22 protein-coding genes are annotated in these 18,455 nt (G+C 68.8%); 8 read left to right on the top strand and 14 right to left on the bottom strand.

Going from position 1 to position 18,455, the window contains the following annotated elements; all coding sequences use genetic code 11:
• Nucleotides 1-8 precede the first annotated feature (8 nt).
• Both F9Z44_RS01395 and F9Z44_RS01390 read left to right on the top strand, forming a co-directional pair.
• Nucleotides 9-416 (top strand): SirB2 family protein, encoded by a 408-nt coding sequence (locus tag F9Z44_RS01395; protein ID WP_159602947.1) that lies wholly within the window; start codon nucleotides 9-11, stop codon nucleotides 414-416.
• Nucleotides 413-805, top strand: coding sequence for a YbaN family protein (locus tag F9Z44_RS01390; protein WP_159602946.1), 393 nt, complete (start codon nucleotides 413-415; stop codon nucleotides 803-805). The genes F9Z44_RS01395 and F9Z44_RS01390 overlap by 4 nt, the downstream gene beginning before the upstream one ends.
• A 1-nt stretch (nucleotide 806) precedes the next feature.
• Here F9Z44_RS01390 and F9Z44_RS01385 read toward each other — a convergent pair whose 3' ends face one another.
• The 4 genes from F9Z44_RS01385 to F9Z44_RS01370 all read right to left on the bottom strand — a co-directional run bounded on the left by F9Z44_RS01385 (nucleotide 807) and on the right by F9Z44_RS01370 (nucleotide 3,767).
• Nucleotides 807-2,003, bottom strand: a complete 1,197-nt coding sequence (locus tag F9Z44_RS01385; protein ID WP_159602945.1) for a phosphoglycerate kinase — start codon at nucleotides 2,001-2,003, stop codon at nucleotides 807-809.
• 66 nt (nucleotides 2,004-2,069) lie between these two features.
• Nucleotides 2,070-2,822: a cytochrome b/b6 domain-containing protein gene (locus tag F9Z44_RS01380; RefSeq protein WP_159602944.1), complete on the bottom strand. Its 753-nt coding sequence runs from the start codon at nucleotides 2,820-2,822 to the stop codon at nucleotides 2,070-2,072.
• 17 nt (nucleotides 2,823-2,839) lie between these two features.
• Nucleotides 2,840-3,343 (bottom strand): diheme cytochrome c, encoded by a 504-nt coding sequence (locus tag F9Z44_RS01375; RefSeq protein ID WP_159602943.1) that lies wholly within the window; start codon nucleotides 3,341-3,343, stop codon nucleotides 2,840-2,842.
• Nucleotides 3,344-3,353: 10 nt separating this feature from the next.
• Nucleotides 3,354-3,767, bottom strand: coding sequence for a DUF1924 domain-containing protein (locus F9Z44_RS01370; protein WP_159602942.1), 414 nt, complete (start codon nucleotides 3,765-3,767; stop codon nucleotides 3,354-3,356).
• A gap of 144 nt (nucleotides 3,768-3,911) precedes the next feature.
• Here F9Z44_RS01370 and F9Z44_RS01365 point away from each other — a divergent pair, with 144 nt between their 5' ends.
• From F9Z44_RS01365 to F9Z44_RS01355, 3 genes are read left to right on the top strand one after another with little or no spacing between them, the layout of a single operon-like run.
• Entirely contained in the window at nucleotides 3,912-4,247 is a 336-nt protein-coding gene (locus tag F9Z44_RS01365) for a PepSY domain-containing protein (RefSeq protein ID WP_236574223.1), read from the top strand.
• 3 nt (nucleotides 4,248-4,250) lie between these two features.
• Entirely contained in the window at nucleotides 4,251-4,913 is a 663-nt protein-coding gene (locus F9Z44_RS01360) for a response regulator transcription factor (RefSeq protein WP_159602941.1), read from the top strand.
• On the top strand, nucleotides 4,910-6,283 hold the full coding sequence (locus F9Z44_RS01355) for a sensor histidine kinase (RefSeq protein WP_159602940.1): 1,374 nt from the start codon (nucleotides 4,910-4,912) through the stop codon (nucleotides 6,281-6,283). Before F9Z44_RS01360 ends, F9Z44_RS01355 begins: the two co-directional genes overlap by 4 nt.
• On the opposite strand, the gene F9Z44_RS01350 is transcribed toward F9Z44_RS01355, so the two are convergent.
• The 3 genes from F9Z44_RS01350 to F9Z44_RS01340 form a co-directional block, all read right to left on the bottom strand.
• The gene (locus F9Z44_RS01350; protein ID WP_159602939.1) at nucleotides 6,261-7,988 is read right to left on the bottom strand and encodes a phosphoethanolamine transferase; all 1,728 of its coding nucleotides are present in this window, start codon (nucleotides 7,986-7,988) and stop codon (nucleotides 6,261-6,263) included. The two genes, F9Z44_RS01355 and F9Z44_RS01350, sit on opposite strands and share 23 nt — an antisense overlap.
• Nucleotides 7,989-8,088: 100 nt before the next feature.
• Nucleotides 8,089-9,432, bottom strand: a complete 1,344-nt coding sequence (locus F9Z44_RS01345; protein ID WP_159602938.1) for a sensor histidine kinase — start codon at nucleotides 9,430-9,432, stop codon at nucleotides 8,089-8,091.
• Nucleotides 9,429-10,133, bottom strand: coding sequence for a response regulator (locus tag F9Z44_RS01340; protein WP_159602937.1), 705 nt, complete (start codon nucleotides 10,131-10,133; stop codon nucleotides 9,429-9,431). The genes F9Z44_RS01345 and F9Z44_RS01340 overlap by 4 nt, the downstream gene beginning before the upstream one ends.
• A gap of 96 nt (nucleotides 10,134-10,229) precedes the next feature.
• Here F9Z44_RS01340 and F9Z44_RS01335 point away from each other — a divergent pair, with 96 nt between their 5' ends.
• Nucleotides 10,230-10,997: a phosphatase PAP2 family protein gene (locus F9Z44_RS01335; RefSeq protein WP_159602936.1), complete on the top strand. Its 768-nt coding sequence runs from the start codon at nucleotides 10,230-10,232 to the stop codon at nucleotides 10,995-10,997.
• Here F9Z44_RS01335 and F9Z44_RS01330 read toward each other — a convergent pair.
• The 5 genes from F9Z44_RS01330 to def all read right to left on the bottom strand — a co-directional run bounded on the left by F9Z44_RS01330 (nucleotide 10,983) and on the right by def (nucleotide 14,114).
• Nucleotides 10,983-11,318 (bottom strand): AzlD domain-containing protein, encoded by a 336-nt coding sequence (locus F9Z44_RS01330; RefSeq protein WP_159602935.1) that lies wholly within the window; start codon nucleotides 11,316-11,318, stop codon nucleotides 10,983-10,985. The two genes, F9Z44_RS01335 and F9Z44_RS01330, sit on opposite strands and share 15 nt — an antisense overlap.
• A complete protein-coding gene (locus tag F9Z44_RS01325; RefSeq protein ID WP_159602934.1) occupies nucleotides 11,311-12,054 on the bottom strand; it encodes an AzlC family ABC transporter permease in 744 nt (247 codons plus the stop codon). Before F9Z44_RS01325 ends, F9Z44_RS01330 begins: the two co-directional genes overlap by 8 nt.
• The gene (fmt, locus tag F9Z44_RS01320; protein WP_159602932.1) at nucleotides 12,054-13,034 is read right to left on the bottom strand and encodes a methionyl-tRNA formyltransferase; all 981 of its coding nucleotides are present in this window, start codon (nucleotides 13,032-13,034) and stop codon (nucleotides 12,054-12,056) included. The genes F9Z44_RS01325 and fmt overlap by 1 nt, the downstream gene beginning before the upstream one ends.
• 61 nt (nucleotides 13,035-13,095) lie before the next feature.
• Nucleotides 13,096-13,596 carry an outer membrane protein assembly factor BamE gene (locus tag F9Z44_RS01315; RefSeq protein WP_159602930.1) on the bottom strand — a complete coding sequence of 167 codons (501 nt, stop codon included), beginning with the start codon at nucleotides 13,594-13,596 and terminating at the stop codon, nucleotides 13,096-13,098.
• The gene (gene def, locus F9Z44_RS01310; RefSeq protein WP_159602928.1) at nucleotides 13,593-14,114 is read right to left on the bottom strand and encodes a peptide deformylase; all 522 of its coding nucleotides are present in this window, start codon (nucleotides 14,112-14,114) and stop codon (nucleotides 13,593-13,595) included. The genes F9Z44_RS01315 and def overlap by 4 nt, the downstream gene beginning before the upstream one ends.
• Before the next feature lie 272 nt (nucleotides 14,115-14,386).
• On the opposite strand from def, the gene F9Z44_RS01305 reads away from it, so the two are divergent.
• Both F9Z44_RS01305 and dprA read left to right on the top strand, forming a co-directional pair.
• The gene (locus F9Z44_RS01305; RefSeq protein WP_159602926.1) at nucleotides 14,387-15,637 is read left to right on the top strand and encodes a LysM peptidoglycan-binding domain-containing protein; all 1,251 of its coding nucleotides are present in this window, start codon (nucleotides 14,387-14,389) and stop codon (nucleotides 15,635-15,637) included.
• Nucleotides 15,638-15,643: 6 nt separating this feature from the next.
• Nucleotides 15,644-16,759, top strand: a complete 1,116-nt coding sequence (gene dprA, locus F9Z44_RS01300) for a DNA-processing protein DprA (RefSeq protein ID WP_159602924.1) — start codon at nucleotides 15,644-15,646, stop codon at nucleotides 16,757-16,759.
• Between the two features lie 9 nt (nucleotides 16,760-16,768).
• Here dprA and F9Z44_RS01295 read toward each other — a convergent pair whose 3' ends face one another.
• Together F9Z44_RS01295 and F9Z44_RS01290 are read right to left on the bottom strand one after the other, a co-directional pair.
• Complete coding sequence (locus F9Z44_RS01295) at nucleotides 16,769-17,407, bottom strand: MBL fold metallo-hydrolase (RefSeq protein ID WP_159602922.1); 639 nt, start codon at nucleotides 17,405-17,407, stop codon at nucleotides 16,769-16,771.
• 36 nt (nucleotides 17,408-17,443) lie between these two features.
• On the bottom strand, nucleotides 17,444-18,352 hold the full coding sequence (locus F9Z44_RS01290) for an AraC family transcriptional regulator (protein WP_159602920.1): 909 nt from the start codon (nucleotides 18,350-18,352) through the stop codon (nucleotides 17,444-17,446).
• Nucleotides 18,353-18,455: the final 103 nt, after the last annotated feature.

Raw genomic sequence — 18,455 nt, 5'->3', positions numbered from 1 at the left:
ACCACCCCATGCCACCACCAGACATCGCCTGGGCCTACCCGCTGCTCCTCAAGACGCACCTGGGGCTGGTCATGACCAGCGTGGGCCTGTTTGCGGTGCGCGCGCTGGCTGCGCTGCAAGGGCAACCCTGGCCCATGCGCCCGGGCTGGCGCCGCACGAGCGAGGTGATTGACAGCGCACTGCTGACGGCCGGTGCCAGCCTGTGGTGGCTGCTGCAACTCAACCCGCTGCACACACCCTGGCTCGGTCTCAAGCTCGGCCTGCTGGTGGTGTATATCGCGCTGGGCGTCGTGGCCATGCGCAGCACCGCATCCACCCTGGTGCGTGCGCTGTGCCTGCTGGCGGCCTTGCTGTGCGTGGCCTTCATGGCCTCGATCGCACTCGCCCGCCATCCGCTGGGGTGGTGGGCCCCATGACCCTGCACCGCTCGCGCCTGGTGCGCTGGCTGCTGTGGCTGGCCGGCAGTGTGGCGCTGGCACTCGGCCTCATCGGGGTGGTGCTGCCCGGCCTGCCGACCACGCCGTTCATCCTGCTCGCCGCCGCCTGTTATGCCAAGGCTTCCCCGCGCCTGCACGGCTGGCTGCTCAACCACCGCTTTCTCGGTCCGATGGTGCGCGACTGGGAAACCCACCGCAACCTCACGCGCCGCAGCAAGACCGTCGCCCAGGTGAGCATGGTGGTGATGGTGGGTCTGTCGGCGTGGGGATTGCGCGACCGGCCGGTGGTGATGGCGATCGTGCTGATCGCCGCCCTCATCGGGGTGTTGGTTGTGGCGCGCATCCCCACGCGCCAGCCCCCCGTCTGAATCAGCCCTGGGCTCGCCGAGCGAGCACCTCGAACGCCGGCAGCGTCTTTCCTTCCAGCACCTCCAGGAAGGCGCCACCGCCGGTGGAGATGTAGCCCACGTCTTTCTCGATGCCGTACTTGGCAATGGCCGCCAGCGTGTCGCCGCCGCCCGCAATACTGAAGGCGCTGCTCTTCGCAATGGCTTGCGCGATGACCTTGGTGCCGTTCTCGAACGCCGCGAACTCGAACACGCCGACCGGGCCGTTCCACACAATCGTGCCGGCCTTCATCAGCTGCTCGGCCAGCTTCGCCGCGGTCTGGGGGCCGATGTCCAGGATCAGGTCGTCGTCGGCCACATCGGTGGCGGCCTTCACCGTGGCCACCGCATCGGCGCTGAAGGCCTTGGCGGTCACCACGTCGGTGGGGATCGGCACCTCGGCGCCGCGCGCCTTCATGGCCTCGATCACGGCCTTGGCTTCACTCACCAGATCGGCCTCGGCCAGGCTCTTGCCGATCTTCAGGCCAGCCGCAAGCATGAAGGTGTTGGCGATGCCGCCACCGACGATGAGCTGGTCCACCTTGCTCGCCAGGCTCTTGAGGATGGTGAGCTTGGTGCTGACCTTGCTGCCGGCCACGATGGCCACCAGCGGGCGCTTGGGCGCCAGCAGCGCGGCGGCGATGGCGTCCATCTCGGCGGCCAGCAGCGGGCCAGCGCAGGCAATGGGCGCGGTCTCGGCGATGCCGTAGGTCGTGCCTTCGGCGCGGTGCGAGGTGCCGAAGGCGTCGTGCACAAAGATGTCGCACAGCGCGCCGAGCTTCTTCGCGAGTTCGGGGCTGTTCTTCTTTTCGCCCACGTTGAGGCGGCAGTTTTCCAGCAGCACCACCTCGCCGGGCGCCACGGAGAAATCGCCATCGACCCAGTCGGACACCAGGCGCACCGGGCGGTCCATCAGCGCGGCCAGGCGCGCGGCCACGGGCTGCAGGGAGTCTTCGGGCTTGAACGCGCCTTCGGTGGGGCGGCCCAGGTGCGAAGTGACCATGACCGCCGCGCCCGCGTCCAGCGCCATCTGGATCGCCGGAATGCTCGCGCGGATGCGGGTGTCTTCGGTGATGCGTCCGGTGTCGTCCTGCGGCACGTTGAGGTCGGCCCGGATGAACACGCGCTGGCCTTTGACGCGGCCACTGGAACAGAGATCGGAGAAGCGGATGAAGGACATGGTGCTGTGCAGGTGGGTGGAGGACAAACCCTCGCATTGTAGGAAAGGCCCCTCCTCAGCCGTCGCTCAGTCGTCATCCTCGTGTGCCGACGGACCCGACAGCAGGCCACCCCAGGTCTGCGCCGACACCAGGCCGCTGGGCGACTGCTGCCACTGCCAGGCACCGAACGCCAGCACTGCGACGAGCAAGAGCGCTGCCAGCAAGCTGCGGTTGTGCTTCACCAGACTCGGGCCTGGACCATCCACGCGGCCGGTGAGCATGGGCATCGCCTGGTTCTTGCGGCGCAGCAGGCTCAAGGCGGCGATCAGCGCGATGTGACCGAGCACGACCGCCAGAAAGGCCTGGCCGAAGACCTCGTGCACGTCCTCCAGCCAGCCGCCCCAGTCGTTGTAGCTGCCGTAGCCACTCAGCGTGAGCGGCACCACCATCGTCAGCAGCGCGAACACGGCCAGCGCCATGATCAGGTTCTGGCCCTGGCGCCAGTTGACGGCACCCGGGACGGGCGCAGAGACAAGCAAACGCAGCCAGGCCGGTGCGCCCGACAGCTTGCGCCAGAGCTGGCCCAGGCCCACCTGTCGCGGTCCGAACAGGCCGTACAGCACGCGAAACGCGAGCAGCCCGGCCAGCGTGTAGCCCAGCGTGACGTGCAGCAGGCGCCAGCGCTCCCCGTCGGCGGTGAGGTAGGCGCCCAAGAAGCTCAAGGCAAAGAGCCAGTGAAACATGCGTGTGGGCGCGTCAATGACGAGCCGCGTGGGCACGGGCATCGCCCGCGTGGCCTCGGGGCGTGTGGCGGCGTTGAAATCGGGTGAGGTCTGCATGGTGGTCTTTCAGAAGTTCAATCGTTCCAGCCACGGCGCAGGCGCGCGTCCAGCCCCGGGGGAAAACGCAGGTCGTCGTCGTCGTAACGGCCCTGGCTGGCGCCGGTGTGGCAGGCGGCGCAGTTGGCCGCGCTCTTCACGCTGGCGTGCTTCCACACGGCGGGGTCGATGTCCCGGTGCTTGCGTTCGAACCATGCCGAACGTGTGATGCGGTCCTGCGGTGGTTCATCCACCACGCGCTTGTAGGTGCCGGCGTGGGTTTGCAGCCACTGGCCGAGTTGCGTCACCGTGGCCGCATCGAGCGAGGCGTCGGTGCCGTAGTGCTTGTCGAGCCCGCTCATGATGCGTTGCCACGAGCGCGCGGGTAGCATGCCGGGCGGATAGGCAACGTGGCATGCGGCGCACTCCTGCGCATAGGCCTGCGGCACGTTGCGCGGCATCATCGGGCCGCCGTCGGCATGGGCTTGGGCGGTGGTCATGCCCAAAGCCAGTGCGCTCCACAGGATCAGTTGCGTTTTCATGGCGTGTCTTTCACAGTTTGAGACTGAGCAGGTAGGCCAGCACGTCGGCCTTCTCGGTGGGGCTGCATTCGCGACTGAGCACGTCCTTGCAGTTGCGCCGGAACCACTTGTCCGACTTGGCGGCGTCGGTGAAGGCTTTGGCGTTGAAGGCCGGCGCCAGCGGTGCAATGGGTTTGGCGGTGCTGGCGTGCTCGCCCTGGCGGGTGGGCGGTGTGCCGTGACACGACGCGCAAGACCATTCGGCGCCGTGGCGGTTGCTGAAAAACGCCTGGCCCCTGGGCACGCTGCCTGGCGCACCGGCCTCGGCGCTCCAGCGGCTGAGCTGCTCGCCCGGCGAGGTGTCACCGGCCTGCACGGCTGCCACCGAAAGGACCAGCGCCGCAACGGTCACCAGGCGCTTGGGAAGGGAGATGGATGGGTTCATGGTGTGCGTGTGTTCGTCAGGGTGAGGCCATCATGCGAAAGCCCTGCTGTACGCCACCTGAAGCGCGCGTTCATCGGACGTTCAGCTTCGCCCCGCACAATCGGCTGGTGCGCCACCGCTCCCCGGTGGGCTGGACTCCCGAGCGTGAACACCCTGCGTCTTTGCTGCCTGAAGCAGCTCACACTGACCTGCCTCCTGGGCGCCGCGCTGCTGGCGTTGCCGGCGGCCGGACGGGACGATGACCACGACCGGGCCCGCGAAGCGCTCAAGGCCGGGCAGGTGATGCCGCTGCGCACCCTGCTGGAACGCCTGGAACGCGAGTACCCGGGCCAGGTGCTGGACATCGAGATCGAGGAGGAGGACGGCCGCCTGGTCTACGAGGTGAAGCTGCTGCAGAACGACGGGCGGCTGATCAAGCTCGCACTCGATGCCAAGACCGCCACCGTTCTGAGCCGCAAGGACCGCGGTCGGCGAGACTGATCCATGCGCATCCTGCTGGTTGAAGACGACCCCACCCTGCGCGCGCAACTGCGCACGGGTCTGCACGAGGCCGGCTATGCGGTGGACGAGGCCGACAACGGGCGCGACGCGCACTTTCTGGGCGACACCGAAGCCTTCGACGCCGTGGTGCTCGACCTCGGCCTGCCGGTGCTGGACGGCCTGAGCGTGCTCAAGCGCTGGCGCAGCGCGGGCCGCGTGGTGCCGGTGCTCATCCTCACCGCGCGCGACAACTGGAGTGAGAAGGTGGCCGGCATCGACGCCGGTGCCGACGACTACCTGACCAAACCCTTTCACATGGAGGAGTTGCTGGCGCGTCTGCGCGCACTCATCCGCCGCGCCGGTGGCCTGGCCTCGCCGGTGCTGCAGTGTGGGGAACTGGCGCTGGACACGCGCAGCGGCCGGGTCACCCTGCAAGGCCAGACCGTGGTGCTGACCAGCCACGAATACAAGGTGCTCGACTACCTGATGCACCGCCCTGGCGCGGTGGTCTCGCGCACCGAGCTCACAGAACACATTTACGCGCAGGACTTCGAGCGCGACTCCAACACCATCGAGGTCTTTGTGGGCCGGCTGCGAAAGAAGCTGCCACCCGCCCTGATCGAGACCGTGCGCGGCCTGGGCTACCGTCTGGTGCCGCCGCCATGAAACGCTGGGTCGGCTCGTTGCGGGTGCGCCTGCTGCTGGGCACCTTGACGGCGCTGGCGCTGGCGCTGGCGCTGGCCGGCGTGGCGCTCGGCGGACTGTTCCGCGACCACGTCATGCGCCAGTTCGAAGCCTCGCTCACGCAGCAGCTCGACCAACTCACCGCGAAACTCGCGTTCGACGTCACCGGCCAGCCGATGATCGATCCCCAGTCCCTCACAGACCCGCGATGGCAGCGTCCGTTCTCCGGCCTTTACTGGCAGGTCGACCGCGTCAGCGCAGATGGCATGAGCCGGATCGGCGAGCTGCGCTCACGCTCGCTGTGGGACACCAGTCTGTCGCTCGACGCAGACGCGCTGACCGAAGGCGGAACGCACCGCCACGAAGGGCTGGGCCCGCGGGACGCACCGGTGCTGATGCTGGAACGCACGGTGCGCTCGGGCGAAGCCCCCGGCGCGCAGTGGCGCCTGATCGTGGCGGGCGACCTGCAGGAAACCGCACAGGCCATCGCCCGTTTCCGACGCGTGCTGGCCACCTCGCTGTTGCTTTTGCTGGGCTTGCTGGCACTGGCCGCGCTGGCACAGGTGGTGGTGGGTCTGGCACCGTTGCGCGCCATGCAGCGAGGGCTCAACGACGTGCGCGAAGGCCGCACCCAGCGGTTGCAGGGGCACTTCCCGTCCGAGGTCCAGCCCCTGATCGACGACTTCAACCAGGTGCTGGAGGCCAACGCCGGTGTGGTGGCGCGCGCGCGCACACACGCCGGCAACCTGGCACATGCCCTGAAGACACCACTGGCGGTGATGGCGCAGGCTGCAGATGCCGGGGCCTCGGATCTGCCGGCGTTGGTGAGGGCACAGGTGGAGGTCTCCCGCAAACACATCGACGCGCACCTGAGCCGTTCGCGTGCCGCGGCATCGGTCCGCCAGCCGGGTCAGCGCACGCGGGTGGCCCCGGTGCTCGCGGGTCTGCTGCGGGTGATGGAACGGGTGCACGCCGGGCGTGGACTGGCGCTTGAACTGAACCCGGGGGACGACGCACTGGCCTTCGCCGGCGAAGAACAGGACCTGCAGGAAATGGTGGGCAACCTGCTGGACAACGCCTGCCTGTGGGCGCGCACCACGGTGCGGGTGGGCGCTTCCGGCGAGGCAGGCGTGCTGCGGGTCGTCGTGGATGACGACGGCCCCGGGATCTCGGCCGAACAACGCAATGCGGTGCTCGCGCGCGGTGCGCGGCTGGACGAGTCGGCCCCGGGAAGCGGCCTGGGCCTGGCGATCGTGGCCGATCTGGCCCGCCTCTATGGCGGTGACATCGCGCTCGACCGCGGTGCGCTGGGCGGCTTGTGCGTTCGCCTCAGTTTGCCGCTGGCTGCGTGACCTGACGCAGCTTCGAATACGCCGTCTCGCACGGTGCCAGCATGTCCAGCGCCACGTCGTGCGCCTGGGTCTTCACGTCCATCAACCCCAGCACCGAATGAAACAGGTTGTCGTGCGACATCGGCTTGGCGGCCTGGGCGCGCAGGCACTCACCCGTGACGCCACTGCGCCGCTGCAGACCCGGCGACAGCCAGGTCACCATGGGCACATGGGTCTGCTGCTGCGGCGCCAGCGCGTAAGGCACGCCGTGCAGGTACAGGCCGTTCTCACCCAGCGACTCTCCGTGGTCGGACATGTAGATCAGGCCGGTCTGGAAGGCGCCGCTCTTCTCGCGCGCCTTGAGCCATTGCAACGACAGGTCGAGGAAGTGGTCGGTGTAGGCGATGGAGTTGTCGTAAGCGTTGACCAATTGTTCGGGCGGGCAGTCGGAGAGCGTGTTGCTGGTGCACTCGGGCATGAAGGGCTTGCGGTCCGCAGGCGCGCGGTGCGAATACGCCGGGCCGTGGCTGCCCATCTGGTGCAGCACCAGCACCACGCCGCGTGCGCGGCGCACCGGGTCGAGCGCGGCGATGCGTGCGTCCAGGCCGTCGAGCATGGCGGGATCGAGGCACTCGCCGCCGTCGCACAGGCCGGGGATCTTGAGGTCGAGCGCACTGGCGTTGGGCACGCGGGCGCACACGCCCTTGCAGCCCGCCTGGTTGTCGATCCACAGCACGGCCAGGCCCGCGCGCTGCAGCACATCCAGCAGGTTCTCGTGTTCGGGTGTCTGGTCCCCGCCCTGCGCGCGCGTGAGCGGCGAAAACATGCAGGGCACCGACACCTTGGTGTTGGTGCCGCACGATTGCACCTGGCCGAAGTTGACCAGGCCTTCCTCGGCCTGCCAGCGCGCGAGCGCCGGCGTGGTGTTGCGGGCATAGCCGTTGAGGCCGAAGTTCTGGGCACGCGCGGTCTCGCCCACCACCACCATCAACAGCGGTGGCTTGCTCTGGCCGGCGTAGCTCGCGCCCAGTTGCGCGTCTTCGCCCACGGGTTTGAGGGCCTGCACCTGCCTGGGCAGCTGGTCCACCGCCAGGCGGCTGCCGGCGTACAGCGTGTTGACCGGATTGACCATGTAGCGCAGCTCCTTGTGGTTGCGCATGAGCGAGGCCAGGTCCTGGTAGGTGAGCAAGGTGGCGGCCACCACGGCCACCACACCGACGAGTGCGCCCAGCGCGTTGCGTCCGGTCTGTGGCAGCCAGCTGCGCATGGCCAGCGGGCGGCGCCAGATCACCCACAGGGGCAGGCCGGCGACCAGCAACACGGTGAGCGGCAGGGTCCACGACATCAGATCGCGCACCTCGCGCACGTCGGTCTGCATCACGTTGGCCAGCATGGTCGGGTCGATCACGGCGCCGTACTGCAGCATGAAGTGGGTGTTGAACGCGCTCACCAGCACCAGGGCTGTGGTCACCGGGCGGAACACGCGCGGCCAGGCCAGGAGCGAGAGCAGCGAGGCGGTGATGCCAAGCACCACCAGCCCGAAACCGCCCAGCAGCGCCAGGCGCTGCGCGGGGGTGCCGGCCAGGTCGTTCACGCGCAGCCACAGCGGCAGGTTGCCGGCCACGGCCAGCCACAGCGACAGCAGCCATACGGCGGTGGCGGGGCGCCAGGTCGGGCGAAGAGGTCTGGAGCCGACCAACAGGGACGGGGCGGATTTGGTGTGCATGCGGGTGCGGGTGTCGCCAGCACATGCCGGCCCGGGAAGCATCGCACCGGCGGATTAAGCGATTCTTATGGTTTTCCCGGAATGAACGGGGTCACACCCTTCACCGCGGCCAGCGAAGGCTGAAGCGGATCGTCATGGGTGCCTCGCCGGTGTCGCGCTGCAGCGTGGCACCCAGCTGTTCGGCGATGCGCTGCACCAGGCGCAGGCCGAGCCCCAGGCCCGAGGACGCCGGTGCCTGTGTGGCCACCGGGGCATCGGCCCGCTGGCCGTCGTCGCTGACCGACACGCCAGCGTCCTGCGCGGTTTGCCAGACCTCCACCACCACCTGGGTGCCTGCCGGTGTGTGGCGCAGGGCGTTTTCAATCAGGTTGCGCAAGGCCAGCTCCAGCAGCATCGGCTGTGCATGCAGGATGACCGGCGCTTCGGGCTGCTCCAGCGACAGCTCGTGGTGTCGCTCGAACGCTTCCTGGGCGTGAGAAGCGATCAGCCCGGCGGCGACTTCTCCCAGCGACAGGTCCTTCCAGGCGTCACGGCCGGTGCCGTCGCGCTGGGCGCGGGCCAGCTCCAGCAGCTGCGAGAGGATGTGCCCGGCCCGCAGGGCATTGGCCTCCAGCTGCGCCAGCCGCTGGGGCGAAGGGTCGCGCTGCGCCGCGTTGGCCTGCAACGACAACGCTGCCAGCGGCGTGCGCAGTTCGTGGGCCACATCGGACGCGAACTCGCGCTCGCGCCGCGCCTGCGTCTGCAGCGAATCCACCAGCGTGTTGATGGCATGCACGGTGCTGGAGAACTCGTGGAACCGGTGCGCGGTGTCCAGCCGCTGCCCGGCCAGGCCATCGAGCGCGGCCACGTCGCGCGAGAGGCGAACGAGCGGTCTGAGGCCGCGACGCAAGGCCCACCACAGCAGCAGCGCCACCAGCGGGAGCACCAGCAGGGCCGGGCGCGCGAGCTTGAGCGCCATGTCGCGGCCGAGGTCGACGCGGTGGTCCATGTCCATCAACACGGCCACGAAGTCTGCCGCGTGTTCGTCTTGTCCAGCGGCGGCATACACGCGCCAGCGCACATCACCGTTGCTGGTGGGCTGCACCCGGTCGGAGAAGCCGGGTGCGGGCGGCTGGACCAGCCCCAGGCTGTCGGCCAGGCTGTGGGTGTCGGTGAACAGCTGGCCGTCAACCCAGTGCAGCACGGCCACGTCCTGCACATAGGCACGGGTCCGGCTGGAGGCAATGGGCTCGGGTGTGGAACGGGCCTTGTCGGGCTCCACCGACATCCACAACCGGGCCACCGCTTCCAGCTGCCCGTCGGTGATCTCCTTGGCCTCGTGGTGTCCGGTGTACCAGGCCACCAGCAGCAAGGTGGTCCAGACCACCAGCAGGGCGCCCACCACCCAGTTCCAGAGGTAGCGCCACAGCGTGGGCAGGCGCGCCGAGGCAGGCTGGTCCGTCATGCGGGCGGGTCCTGTTGCGGCACGAAGTAGCCCACGCCGCGCACTGTCTTGATGAGCGATTCACCGAGCTTGCGCCGCAGGTGGTGGATGTGCACCTCGATCGCGTTGCTCTCCAGCGCTTCACCAAAACCGTACAGCGACGATTCCAGCCGCGATTTGGACAGCACCTGCGGACGCGCCTGCAGCAGCGCCATCAGCAGCGCGAATTCCTTGCCCCCCAGCGACACCGCCTCGCCCGAGCGCAGCACCGAGTGGGCGGCGGGGTCCACCACCAGATCGCCGTGGGTGATCACCGGACTGCTGCGCCCACCGGCGCGGCGCAGCATGGCGCGCAGCCGCGCCAGCAGTTCGTTGGCATCAAAGGGTTTGACGATGTAGTCGTCGGCACCGCTGTCCAGGCCACTCACCCGATCGCTCACACCGTCGCGGGCGGTCATGATCAGCACCGGCAGGTCGTTGCGCGGCAGGGCAGCGCGCCCCGCCGCGGGCGCGGCCTGGCGGCGCAACCGGGCCAGCAGGTCCAGGCCGTCGCCATCGGGCAGGCCCAGGTCAAGGATCAGCACATCCACCGGCTCCACCGACAACACATGCCACGCCGCTTCCAGCGTGGCACACACGTCCACCGCATAACCCGCCTGCCTGAGCGAGGCCTGCAGGCCACTGGCGATACCGGGATCGTCTTCCACCACGAGTGCTCGCATGGGCGAATGGGACGTCGTGTCCGTTGGTTGAGGGAGAGCTTCATTATGGGTACGCCGCTTAAGCCGCACTTAACCCACGCGCCCGACACTGCGGGCATGCAAGACTCAAGCTGCGCTGCGGCGAACTTCAGTTCCCCCGTCAAAACCCCGGCGCTGGCCGCAAACGCCACCGTCTGGTGGCTGGGCACGCTGCTGTTCGCAGGCCTGTGGGACCTGAGCGGGCTCGACCTGGCCTTCATGCAGCAGCTCGGCACGCCACAAGGTTTTGCGCTGCAACACACCTGGGTGCTGGAGCGCGTGCTGCACGACGGCGTGCGCCAGGCGGCCACGGGGTTTTTCCTGTTGATCGGACTCTGGACGCTGTGGCCCGCGCGCTGGGACCAGCCGCGGCTGGTGGCCCTCGCACTGCCACGGCGCGAGCGCCTCGCCGTGCTGCTGTCCGTGGCGCTGTCGCTGGTCGCCGTCAACCTGATCAAGAACGCCAGCCGGACCAGCTGCCCATGGGACCTGCAGGTCTTCGGCGGCAGCGCGGTCTACGTGTCGCACTGGACCTGGGGCTTGATCGATGGCGGCACCGGGCGCTGCTTTCCCGGCGGCCACGCTTCCAGCGCCTTCGCCTTTCTGGCGCTCAGCCTGCCCTGGCTGCTGCCGCCGGCCAACGAGCCGCGCCGCCGCGCGGTGGGCCTGCGCTGGCTGGCCGGCGTGCTGGTGGCCGGTGCCGTGGCGGGCGCGGTTCAGACCGTGCGCGGCGCCCACTATCCCAGCCACACGCTGTGGACCCTGGTGATCTGCGGCGGTGTGTCGCTGGCGGTGTGGGCGTGGCTGCGGCCCCGACCGGCCGTGTCACGCTCACCAGCCCAGTAGCAGGCGCAGCGGCAGGTACACCGCCATCCCGCAGACGATGGTGCCGAGCACGCCGCGCCTCCAGAAGAACCAGGCCATGCCGGCGGCGGCGGCAAACAGCCGCGCGTCTCTCCAGGTGGCAATGAGCGCGCCCTGGCTCATGACGATCTCCGGGATGACCACCGCCGCGAGTGCCGCGATCGGCGCGTACTGGAGGCCGCGCTGGGCCCAGTGCGGCAGGCTCCAGGGTTTGCTGGAGATGAAGAAAAAACCGCGCGTGATCACGGTGATGCAGCCCAGCAGCACGATGGTGAGCAGCGTCCAGGGGTCCACATCAAACATGGTGCGTTCCCTGCACCGGCCCCGGTGGCCTGAGTCTTTCGAGCACCAGGCAGATCGCCACCGCGCTGGCGATCGCCACCAGGATGTTGAGCTTGAGCGGCAGCGCCCAGGCCGCCACCGCCGCCGCGCCGGCCACGCCGGCCGAGACGAAGCGCAGCTTCGATGAAGCCAGCGAGCACAGCACCCCCAGCAGCGCCAGGATGCCGGCAAAGCCCAGGCCCCAGGCCATGGGAACCGCATTGGCCAGCGCGATGCCGGCCAAGCTTGCCCCCATCCAGGCCACGTAGTTCACCGCGCAGTTGCCCATGAGGTAGGCCTGCTGGCGCTCCAGCTCGTCGAGCGTGGTGCCCGGGTGCGGGAAGCGGCGCGCGAAAAACACATAGCTCAGGTCACCGGTGATGTAGCCCCGGATCAGGCGCTGCCAGCGCGGCAGGTGCATGAGGTAGGGCCGCAAGTGGGCCGAAAACACGACGAAGCGCAGGTTCACGCAGAAAGCCGCCGCCAGGATCACCCACAGCGGTGCGCCCGCGGCGATCATGGGCACGGCGGCGAGCTGCGCGCTGCCGGCATACACGATCAGCGTCATGAGCACGGCCTCCAGCGGCGACAGGCCCGACTGCACCATGGCCACGCCGGTCATCAGTCCCCAGGCGCCGATGCCCATGGCCACCGAGAACTGGTCACGCACGCCCTCCCAATACTCGGGGCGGCTGCGGTACTCGCGGCGGTGGAACATCAGCTTCCTTCCACGCGCGGCGGGGCGGCGTCCAGCACCTGTCCGGGTGCCAGCGCAAAGCCGCGCAGGAAATCCGCCACCGCCAGGCGCTTGCCGCCCGCGCGCTGCAGTTCGGTGAGCACCAGCACACCGGCGCCGGTGGCCACCCGGATGCCCTGGGCGTCGGCCGCCAGCACCTCGCCGGGAGCGCGGCCCGATGCAGTGTCTTCGGCGCGGGCCGTCCACACTTTGATGGCCTCACCGGCCAGCGCGGTGGCCGCACCGGGAAAGGGGTTGAAGGCACGCACCCGCCGCGCGAGGGTCTCGGCCGGCGCGCTCCAGTCGATCGCGGCCTCGGCCTTCTCGATCTTGTGCGCGTAGGTCACACCCTCGAGGGGTTGCTTGCGGGCTGTCAGGCCACCGCAGGCAGCGATCTCCAGCGCTTCGACGATCAGGCGACCACCGAGCACGGCGAGGCGGTCGTGCAGGCTGCCGGTGGTGTCCTCGGCGCGGATCGGCAGGCGCTCCTCCAGCAGCATGTCGCCCGTGTCCAGTCCAGCGTCCATCTGCATGATGGTCACGCCGGTCTCCGTGTCACCGGCTTCGATGGCGCGGTGGATGGGCGCGGCGCCACGCCAGCGCGGCAGCAGGGAAGCGTGGATGTTGAGGCACCCCAAACGGGGCACGTCCAGCACCCACTGCGGCAGGATCAAGCCGTAGGCCGCCACCACCATCACATCCGCCCGCGCGGCTTCGATGGCCTCGCGCGCGGCGGCCGCGTCGTCGGGGTATTTGCCGTCCAGTCGCAGGCTGCGCGGCTGAGCCACCGCAATGTGGTGCTCCAGCGCCAGCTGTTTGACGGGCGAGGCCTGCAGCTTCATGCCGCGGCCCGCGGGGCGGTCGGGCTGGCTGAGCACCAGCGGCACCCGAAAACCGGCGGCCAGCAAGCGGGCCAGCGCCACGCTGGCAAATTCCGGCGTGCCGGCAAAGATGATGTTCATGGGGGGAGTGGGCAGCGAGCGCGGGGTCGGGCAGGACAACACGCCCATGCAACGGGTCCGTTCAGGGGTGGCTGGCATCCACCGCGTCGTCGTGGTGGGCTTCGTCGGTGAACATCAGCTGCCGCACCACGCCCGCCGGGTCCAGGTGCACGTGCACCTGACGCGGTCGCGTGGCTTCCAGAAAACGGTAGGTCCACACAGCACCGTCGAAGCGCGCCACGCGCTCCACCAATGCCGGGCGGCCGAGGTTGCGCAACACGTCTTCCTGCGTCCAGCGACCGACCTCGATGCGCTGCAGCAGCCAGGGAGCGTCCATCACCTGTTCGTTGCGCACCAGGCGGCCATCGGGCCCCAGGTCCAGGTTGTGCACCCACTGGCCCGCGGGCTGACCGGAGTACTGCAGGCGCGTGGCGCCACCGGGCAGCGCATGGACCATCGTGGGACGACCCAGGTTGTTCTCGATCTCGGCACGCGGGGTGCCCAGGGCGGCACGCTCGGGCATGACCGAACAGCCAGCCAACAGCGCCACCAGGCCCAGCAAGAGCGTGCTCAGGATCTTCATGCCTTCATGGCCTCCCGCTGGGCCTTGACCAGCTTGGATTTGATGCGCGTGCGCTTGAGCGGCGAGAGGTACTCGACGAACACCTTGCCCATCAGGTGGTCCATCTCGTGCTGGATGCACACGGCCAGCATGCCGTCGGCTTCGATCTTGCGCTCGACACCATCCAGGTCTTGGGCCCGCACGCGAACGGCCAGCGAACGCTCGACACCGTCGTAGATGCCGGGCACCGACAGGCAACCCTCTTCGCCCTTGCGCGTCTCGGGGCTGGCCCATTCGACCACCGGGTTGATCAGCACCATGGGCTGGTCGCGTGTCTCGCTCACATCAATCACGATCAGGCGCTCGTGCACATCCACCTGGGTGGCGGCCAGGCCAATGCCGTGGGCGTCGTACATGGTGTCCAGCATCTGCTGACTCAGCGTGCGGATGCGATCGTCCACCGCCCCCACCGGGCGGGCCACGGTGTGCAGTCGTGGATCGGGGTAACAAAGGATGGGCAACAAGGTCGGCGAGTTCATGAAAAACGGGGCAATCGAAGGGCTTGCAAGGAACCGCCCACTGTACCCGGGCGACGGCTGGCGGCAAGCCGGGGATGAGCGGAATGCGGTGTCGACATTTTCGCCACTTTTGCCACGACGCGTGAAAGCGCCCCGCCATAAACATTGCCTAATCAAAGGCTTGGGCGCAAAATCAAAAGCGATTTGTCAAGACACGAGCGCCACCGGAAGGCGGCTGGATTTCCTCGAAATTCCCGCTGACAACCGGCCATCGCCGCCCCAGGGGCCACCACATGCCATTGAAGAACCGCTTGCCTGCCAACTTCCATTCCGCGCGCCCCACCAGCCACCTCAGGCCCGTGGTTTGCGCCGTTGCCCTGATCGCTGCGGCCCTCGCCGGCACCGTGTCGGCACAGAACTTCCCCATCACGCCCGGCCAGCGAGCCACCGCCAACCAGGTGGCCCAGACCGGCGTGCCGCTGTCCGAACTCGCACCCAACGCGCCCGACAGCTACACCATCAAGCGCGGTGACACCCTGTGGGCGGTGTCGGGCATCTTCCTCAAGACGCCGTGGCGCTGGCCCGAGCTCTGGGGCATGAACATCGACGACATCCAGAACCCGCACCGCATCTACCCAGGGCAGGTGCTCTACCTGGACAAGTCCAACGGCCGCGCCCGCCTCACCACGCGCCAGCCCGGCAGCGGTGACACAGACACCGTGCGCGTCTCGCCGCGCACCCGCTACGACAGCCTGGGCGACTCGGCCGTGCCGCCGGTCAACCTGCAGGCCATCGAGTCCTTCCTCACCGAGCCGCTGATCGTGGACGAAGCCACGTTCTCGCGGGCACCTCGCATCGTCGCCACGCAGGAAAACCGCGTCATGCTCAGCCGCGGCGACCGGGCCTACGCCCGTGCCCAGTACAGCGACGGACCACAAGCCGAGCCCCTGTCGGTGATCGATGGCCGCTCCACCCAGTACCGCGTCTTCCGCAACGCCACGCCACTGCGCGACCCCACGACCAGCCAGATCCTGGGCTATGAAGCGCAATACGTCGGCAAGGCCAGCGTGGTCAGCGGCGAAACCACCCGCCCTGGTGTCGATGCCAAGGGCCAGACCGTCACCGAGCTGGTGCCGGCCGCCATCGACATCCTGGCCGCCAAGGAAGAAATGCGCGTGGGCGACCGCCTGCTGCCCGAACCCCCACGCGAGCTCACCAACTTCGTTCCGCGCGCTCCCGAAGGCGTGCAGACCGGCCAGATCGTCTCGGTGTACGGCAACGCAGTGAACTACGCCGCCCAAAACCAGGTCGTGACCATCAACCGTGGCAAGGAACATGGGCTGGAGCGCGGCCACGTGCTGGCGCTGCAGCGCGAGAGCAACCTCATCACCGACAGCACGGACACCACGCGCACCCAGCTGCGCCTGCCCGGTGAACGCAACGGTCTCATGATCGTCTTCCGCACCTTCGACAAGGTGTCCTACGCCCTGGTGCTGCAGATCAGCGACGGCGTCAAGGTCGGCGACCGCTTCATCAATCCCTAAGCCGCCATGCAGCGGCAGGAGTTGGCCGCCTGGCTGCGGCTGCTGCTCACGCCCGGCGTGGGCAAGGAAACGGCCCGCAAGCTGCTGGCAGCCTTCGGCTTGCCCGAGGCCGTCTTCCAACAAGGTCTAGACGCCTTGCAGACCGTGGTGGGGCCCAAGACCGCCCACGCGCTGCAACAAGCCCCCGACGAACTCGATGCCCAGGTGGAGCGGGTGCTGGCCTGGCTGGCAGAAGGCGCCCAGCGCCACGTGTTGACACTCGCCGACCCCCGCTTCCCGCCTGACCTGCTGCAGATGGCCGACCCGCCTGTGTTGCTCTACGTGATGGGCGACCTGGAGGTGCTGGCGCACCCACGCCGCCTGGCCATGGTGGGCAGCCGCAACCCCACGCCGCAAGGTGAAGCCAATGCGCACCAGTTTGCCCACGCGCTGGGCCAGGCCGGCGTGTGCGTGGTCTCGGGCCTGGCGCTGGGTGTGGACGGCGCGGCCCACACGGGCGCACTCGAAGGCGGCGCGCCCACCATCGCCGTGGTGGGCTCCGGTCTGGACCGCGTCTACCCCAGGCGCCACCTCTCGCTGGCGCACCGCATCGCCGCACACGGCGCCATCGTGAGCGAGTACCCGCTGGGCACGCCGCCGCTGAATGCCAACTTCCCCCAGCGCAACCGCCTGATCGCAGGGCTGTCCCAGGGCACGCTGGTGGTGGAAGCCACCTTGAAGTCGGGCTCGCTGATCACCGCCCGCCTGGCGGCCGAGCAAGGACGCGAGGTGTTTGCCATCCCCGGCTCCATCCACGCCCCGCAGTCGCGCGGCTGCCACGCGCTCATCCGCCAGGGTGCCAAGCTGGTGGAGTCCGCGCAGGACATTCTTGAGGACCTGCGCATGGTCGATCCACGCGACCTGTCGGCGACGCCGGCCGGTGCCGACGAAGGTGACGGCGACGGCATCGGCCCCGACAGCCTGCTGGACGCGATGGGCTTCGACCCGGTCAGCCTGGACGCGCTGCAAGCCCGCACCGGTCTGGACACGCCCCATCTGCAGGCCCGCCTGCTCGAACTGGAACTCGACGGCGCCGTCGGGCGCTTGCCCGGCGGCCTGTTCCAGCGCCTGGGTCGGGGCTGAATCCGCGCGTCAGGCGTCCCGCACGTGCGGGTTGTGCCGGCGCTCGGCGCCAAAGCTGCTTTCTGGTCCGTGGCCCGGAATGAACACCGTGTCATTGCCCATGGGCCACAGCCGTTCCTTGATGCTGCTGATCAGCTGCTCGTGGTTGCCCTGCGGAAAATCGGTGCGGCCGATGCTGCCGGCGAACAGCACGTCGCCCACAAAGGCGCGCTGGGCCTCGGCCGAGTGAAACACCACATGGCCCGGGGTGTGCCCCGGGCAATGGCGCACCCGCAGGACGCTGTGGCCGATCTGCACCGTGTCGCCATCGGCCAGCCAGCGCGTGGGGGTGAAGGCGCGCGCTGGCGGAAAGCCGAACATGGCGCTTTGCTGCGGCAGCCCGGTGATCCAGAACTGGTCGCCCGGGTGCGGGCCGATGATGGGCAGGCCCAGCTGCTCGGCCAGGTCGGCCGTGCCGCCTGCGTGGTCGATGTGCGCGTGCGTGAGCCAGATCGCCTTCAGGTTCACGACCAGGCGCTGCACCTCGGCCAGCAGCCGGTCCAGATCACCGCCGGGGTCGATGATGGCCGCGTCCCGGGTTTCGTCGCACCAGACGATGGAGCAGTTCTGGGCGAATGCGGTCACAGGGACGGTGAGGTAGCGCAGCATGGGAAGTGATTCAAAGGACGGGCCGGGGAGCAAGGGTCAGAACGACGACGCGCCCACACCTTCGGTGGGCTGGTGCCGCATGCGCTTGATGTCGCGCTGGGGCGGTGCACCAAACAGGCGGCTGTAATCGCGGCTGAATTGTGAGGCGCTTTCGTAGCCCACGCGCGCCGCGGTGCTGCCGGCGTCCAGCGCCTGGTAGAGCATGAGGTGGCGCGCCTGCTGCAGTCGCAGCTGTTTCTGGTACTGCAGCGGGCTCATGCCGGTGAAGTGGCGAAAGTGCAGCCGGAAGGTCGACGGGCTCATGTGCACGCGCTCCGCGAGTTCGTCCATCAGCACGTCGCGCACGTAGTTCTGCGTGAGCCAGGCCATGGCCTGTGCGATCTGGTGGCTGGGTGAACCCGCCGACACGAGCTGGCGCAGGTAGGGCCCGTGCGGGCCAGACAAAAGCCGCACCATGATTTCCTGCTGGACCAAGGGCCCCAGGGTGGCCAGCAACGCGGGCTCGTCCAGCAACTGCACGAGGCGGGTCGTGGCGTCGAGCAGGGAGGCGTCCAGCGCGTTCAGCGAGATCGCCCGGGGCGCCTCTTCGCGGGGCACCGGCGGCAGGTCCATCTCGGCGGCCTGCTGCATCAGGGCGCGCGCATCCAGCGTGAGGAACAGGCACATGAACGGCTGGGCCAGATCGGCCCGGGTGACATGCGCCACCACCGGCAGGTCGGCGGTGATCAGCAGCGACTGACCCGCACCGTAGTCCAGCACCTGTTCGCCCACGGTGACCTGCTTGCCGCCCTGCGCCACCACCGCCAGGCCCAAGCCATAGATGCAGGGCATGGGTTCGGTCTTGAGGCTGCGCCGGTGCAGCGAGAGCTGCGGGATGGCGGTGGGATGGTCACCGTCGATTCGGGCAATCTTGCCGATGGTGTGGGCCAAGGTTTCAATGGACATGATTGGCCGGCCTGGCGGGTTGGTTGAGATTGAGGTGACGCGGGTTTTACAGGGAAATCACTTGTGCAGACTGTACAACCCGCCCTTGGGGGTCGATCCTGGG

Origin of the sequence: Hydrogenophaga sp. PBL-H3, assembly GCF_010104355.1 — a bacterium.
Classification (GTDB): Bacteria; Pseudomonadota; Gammaproteobacteria; order Burkholderiales; family Burkholderiaceae_C; genus Hydrogenophaga.
Note: the sequence above shows the minus strand (reverse complement) of the source record. Positions and strands in the feature narration are given on the sequence as shown.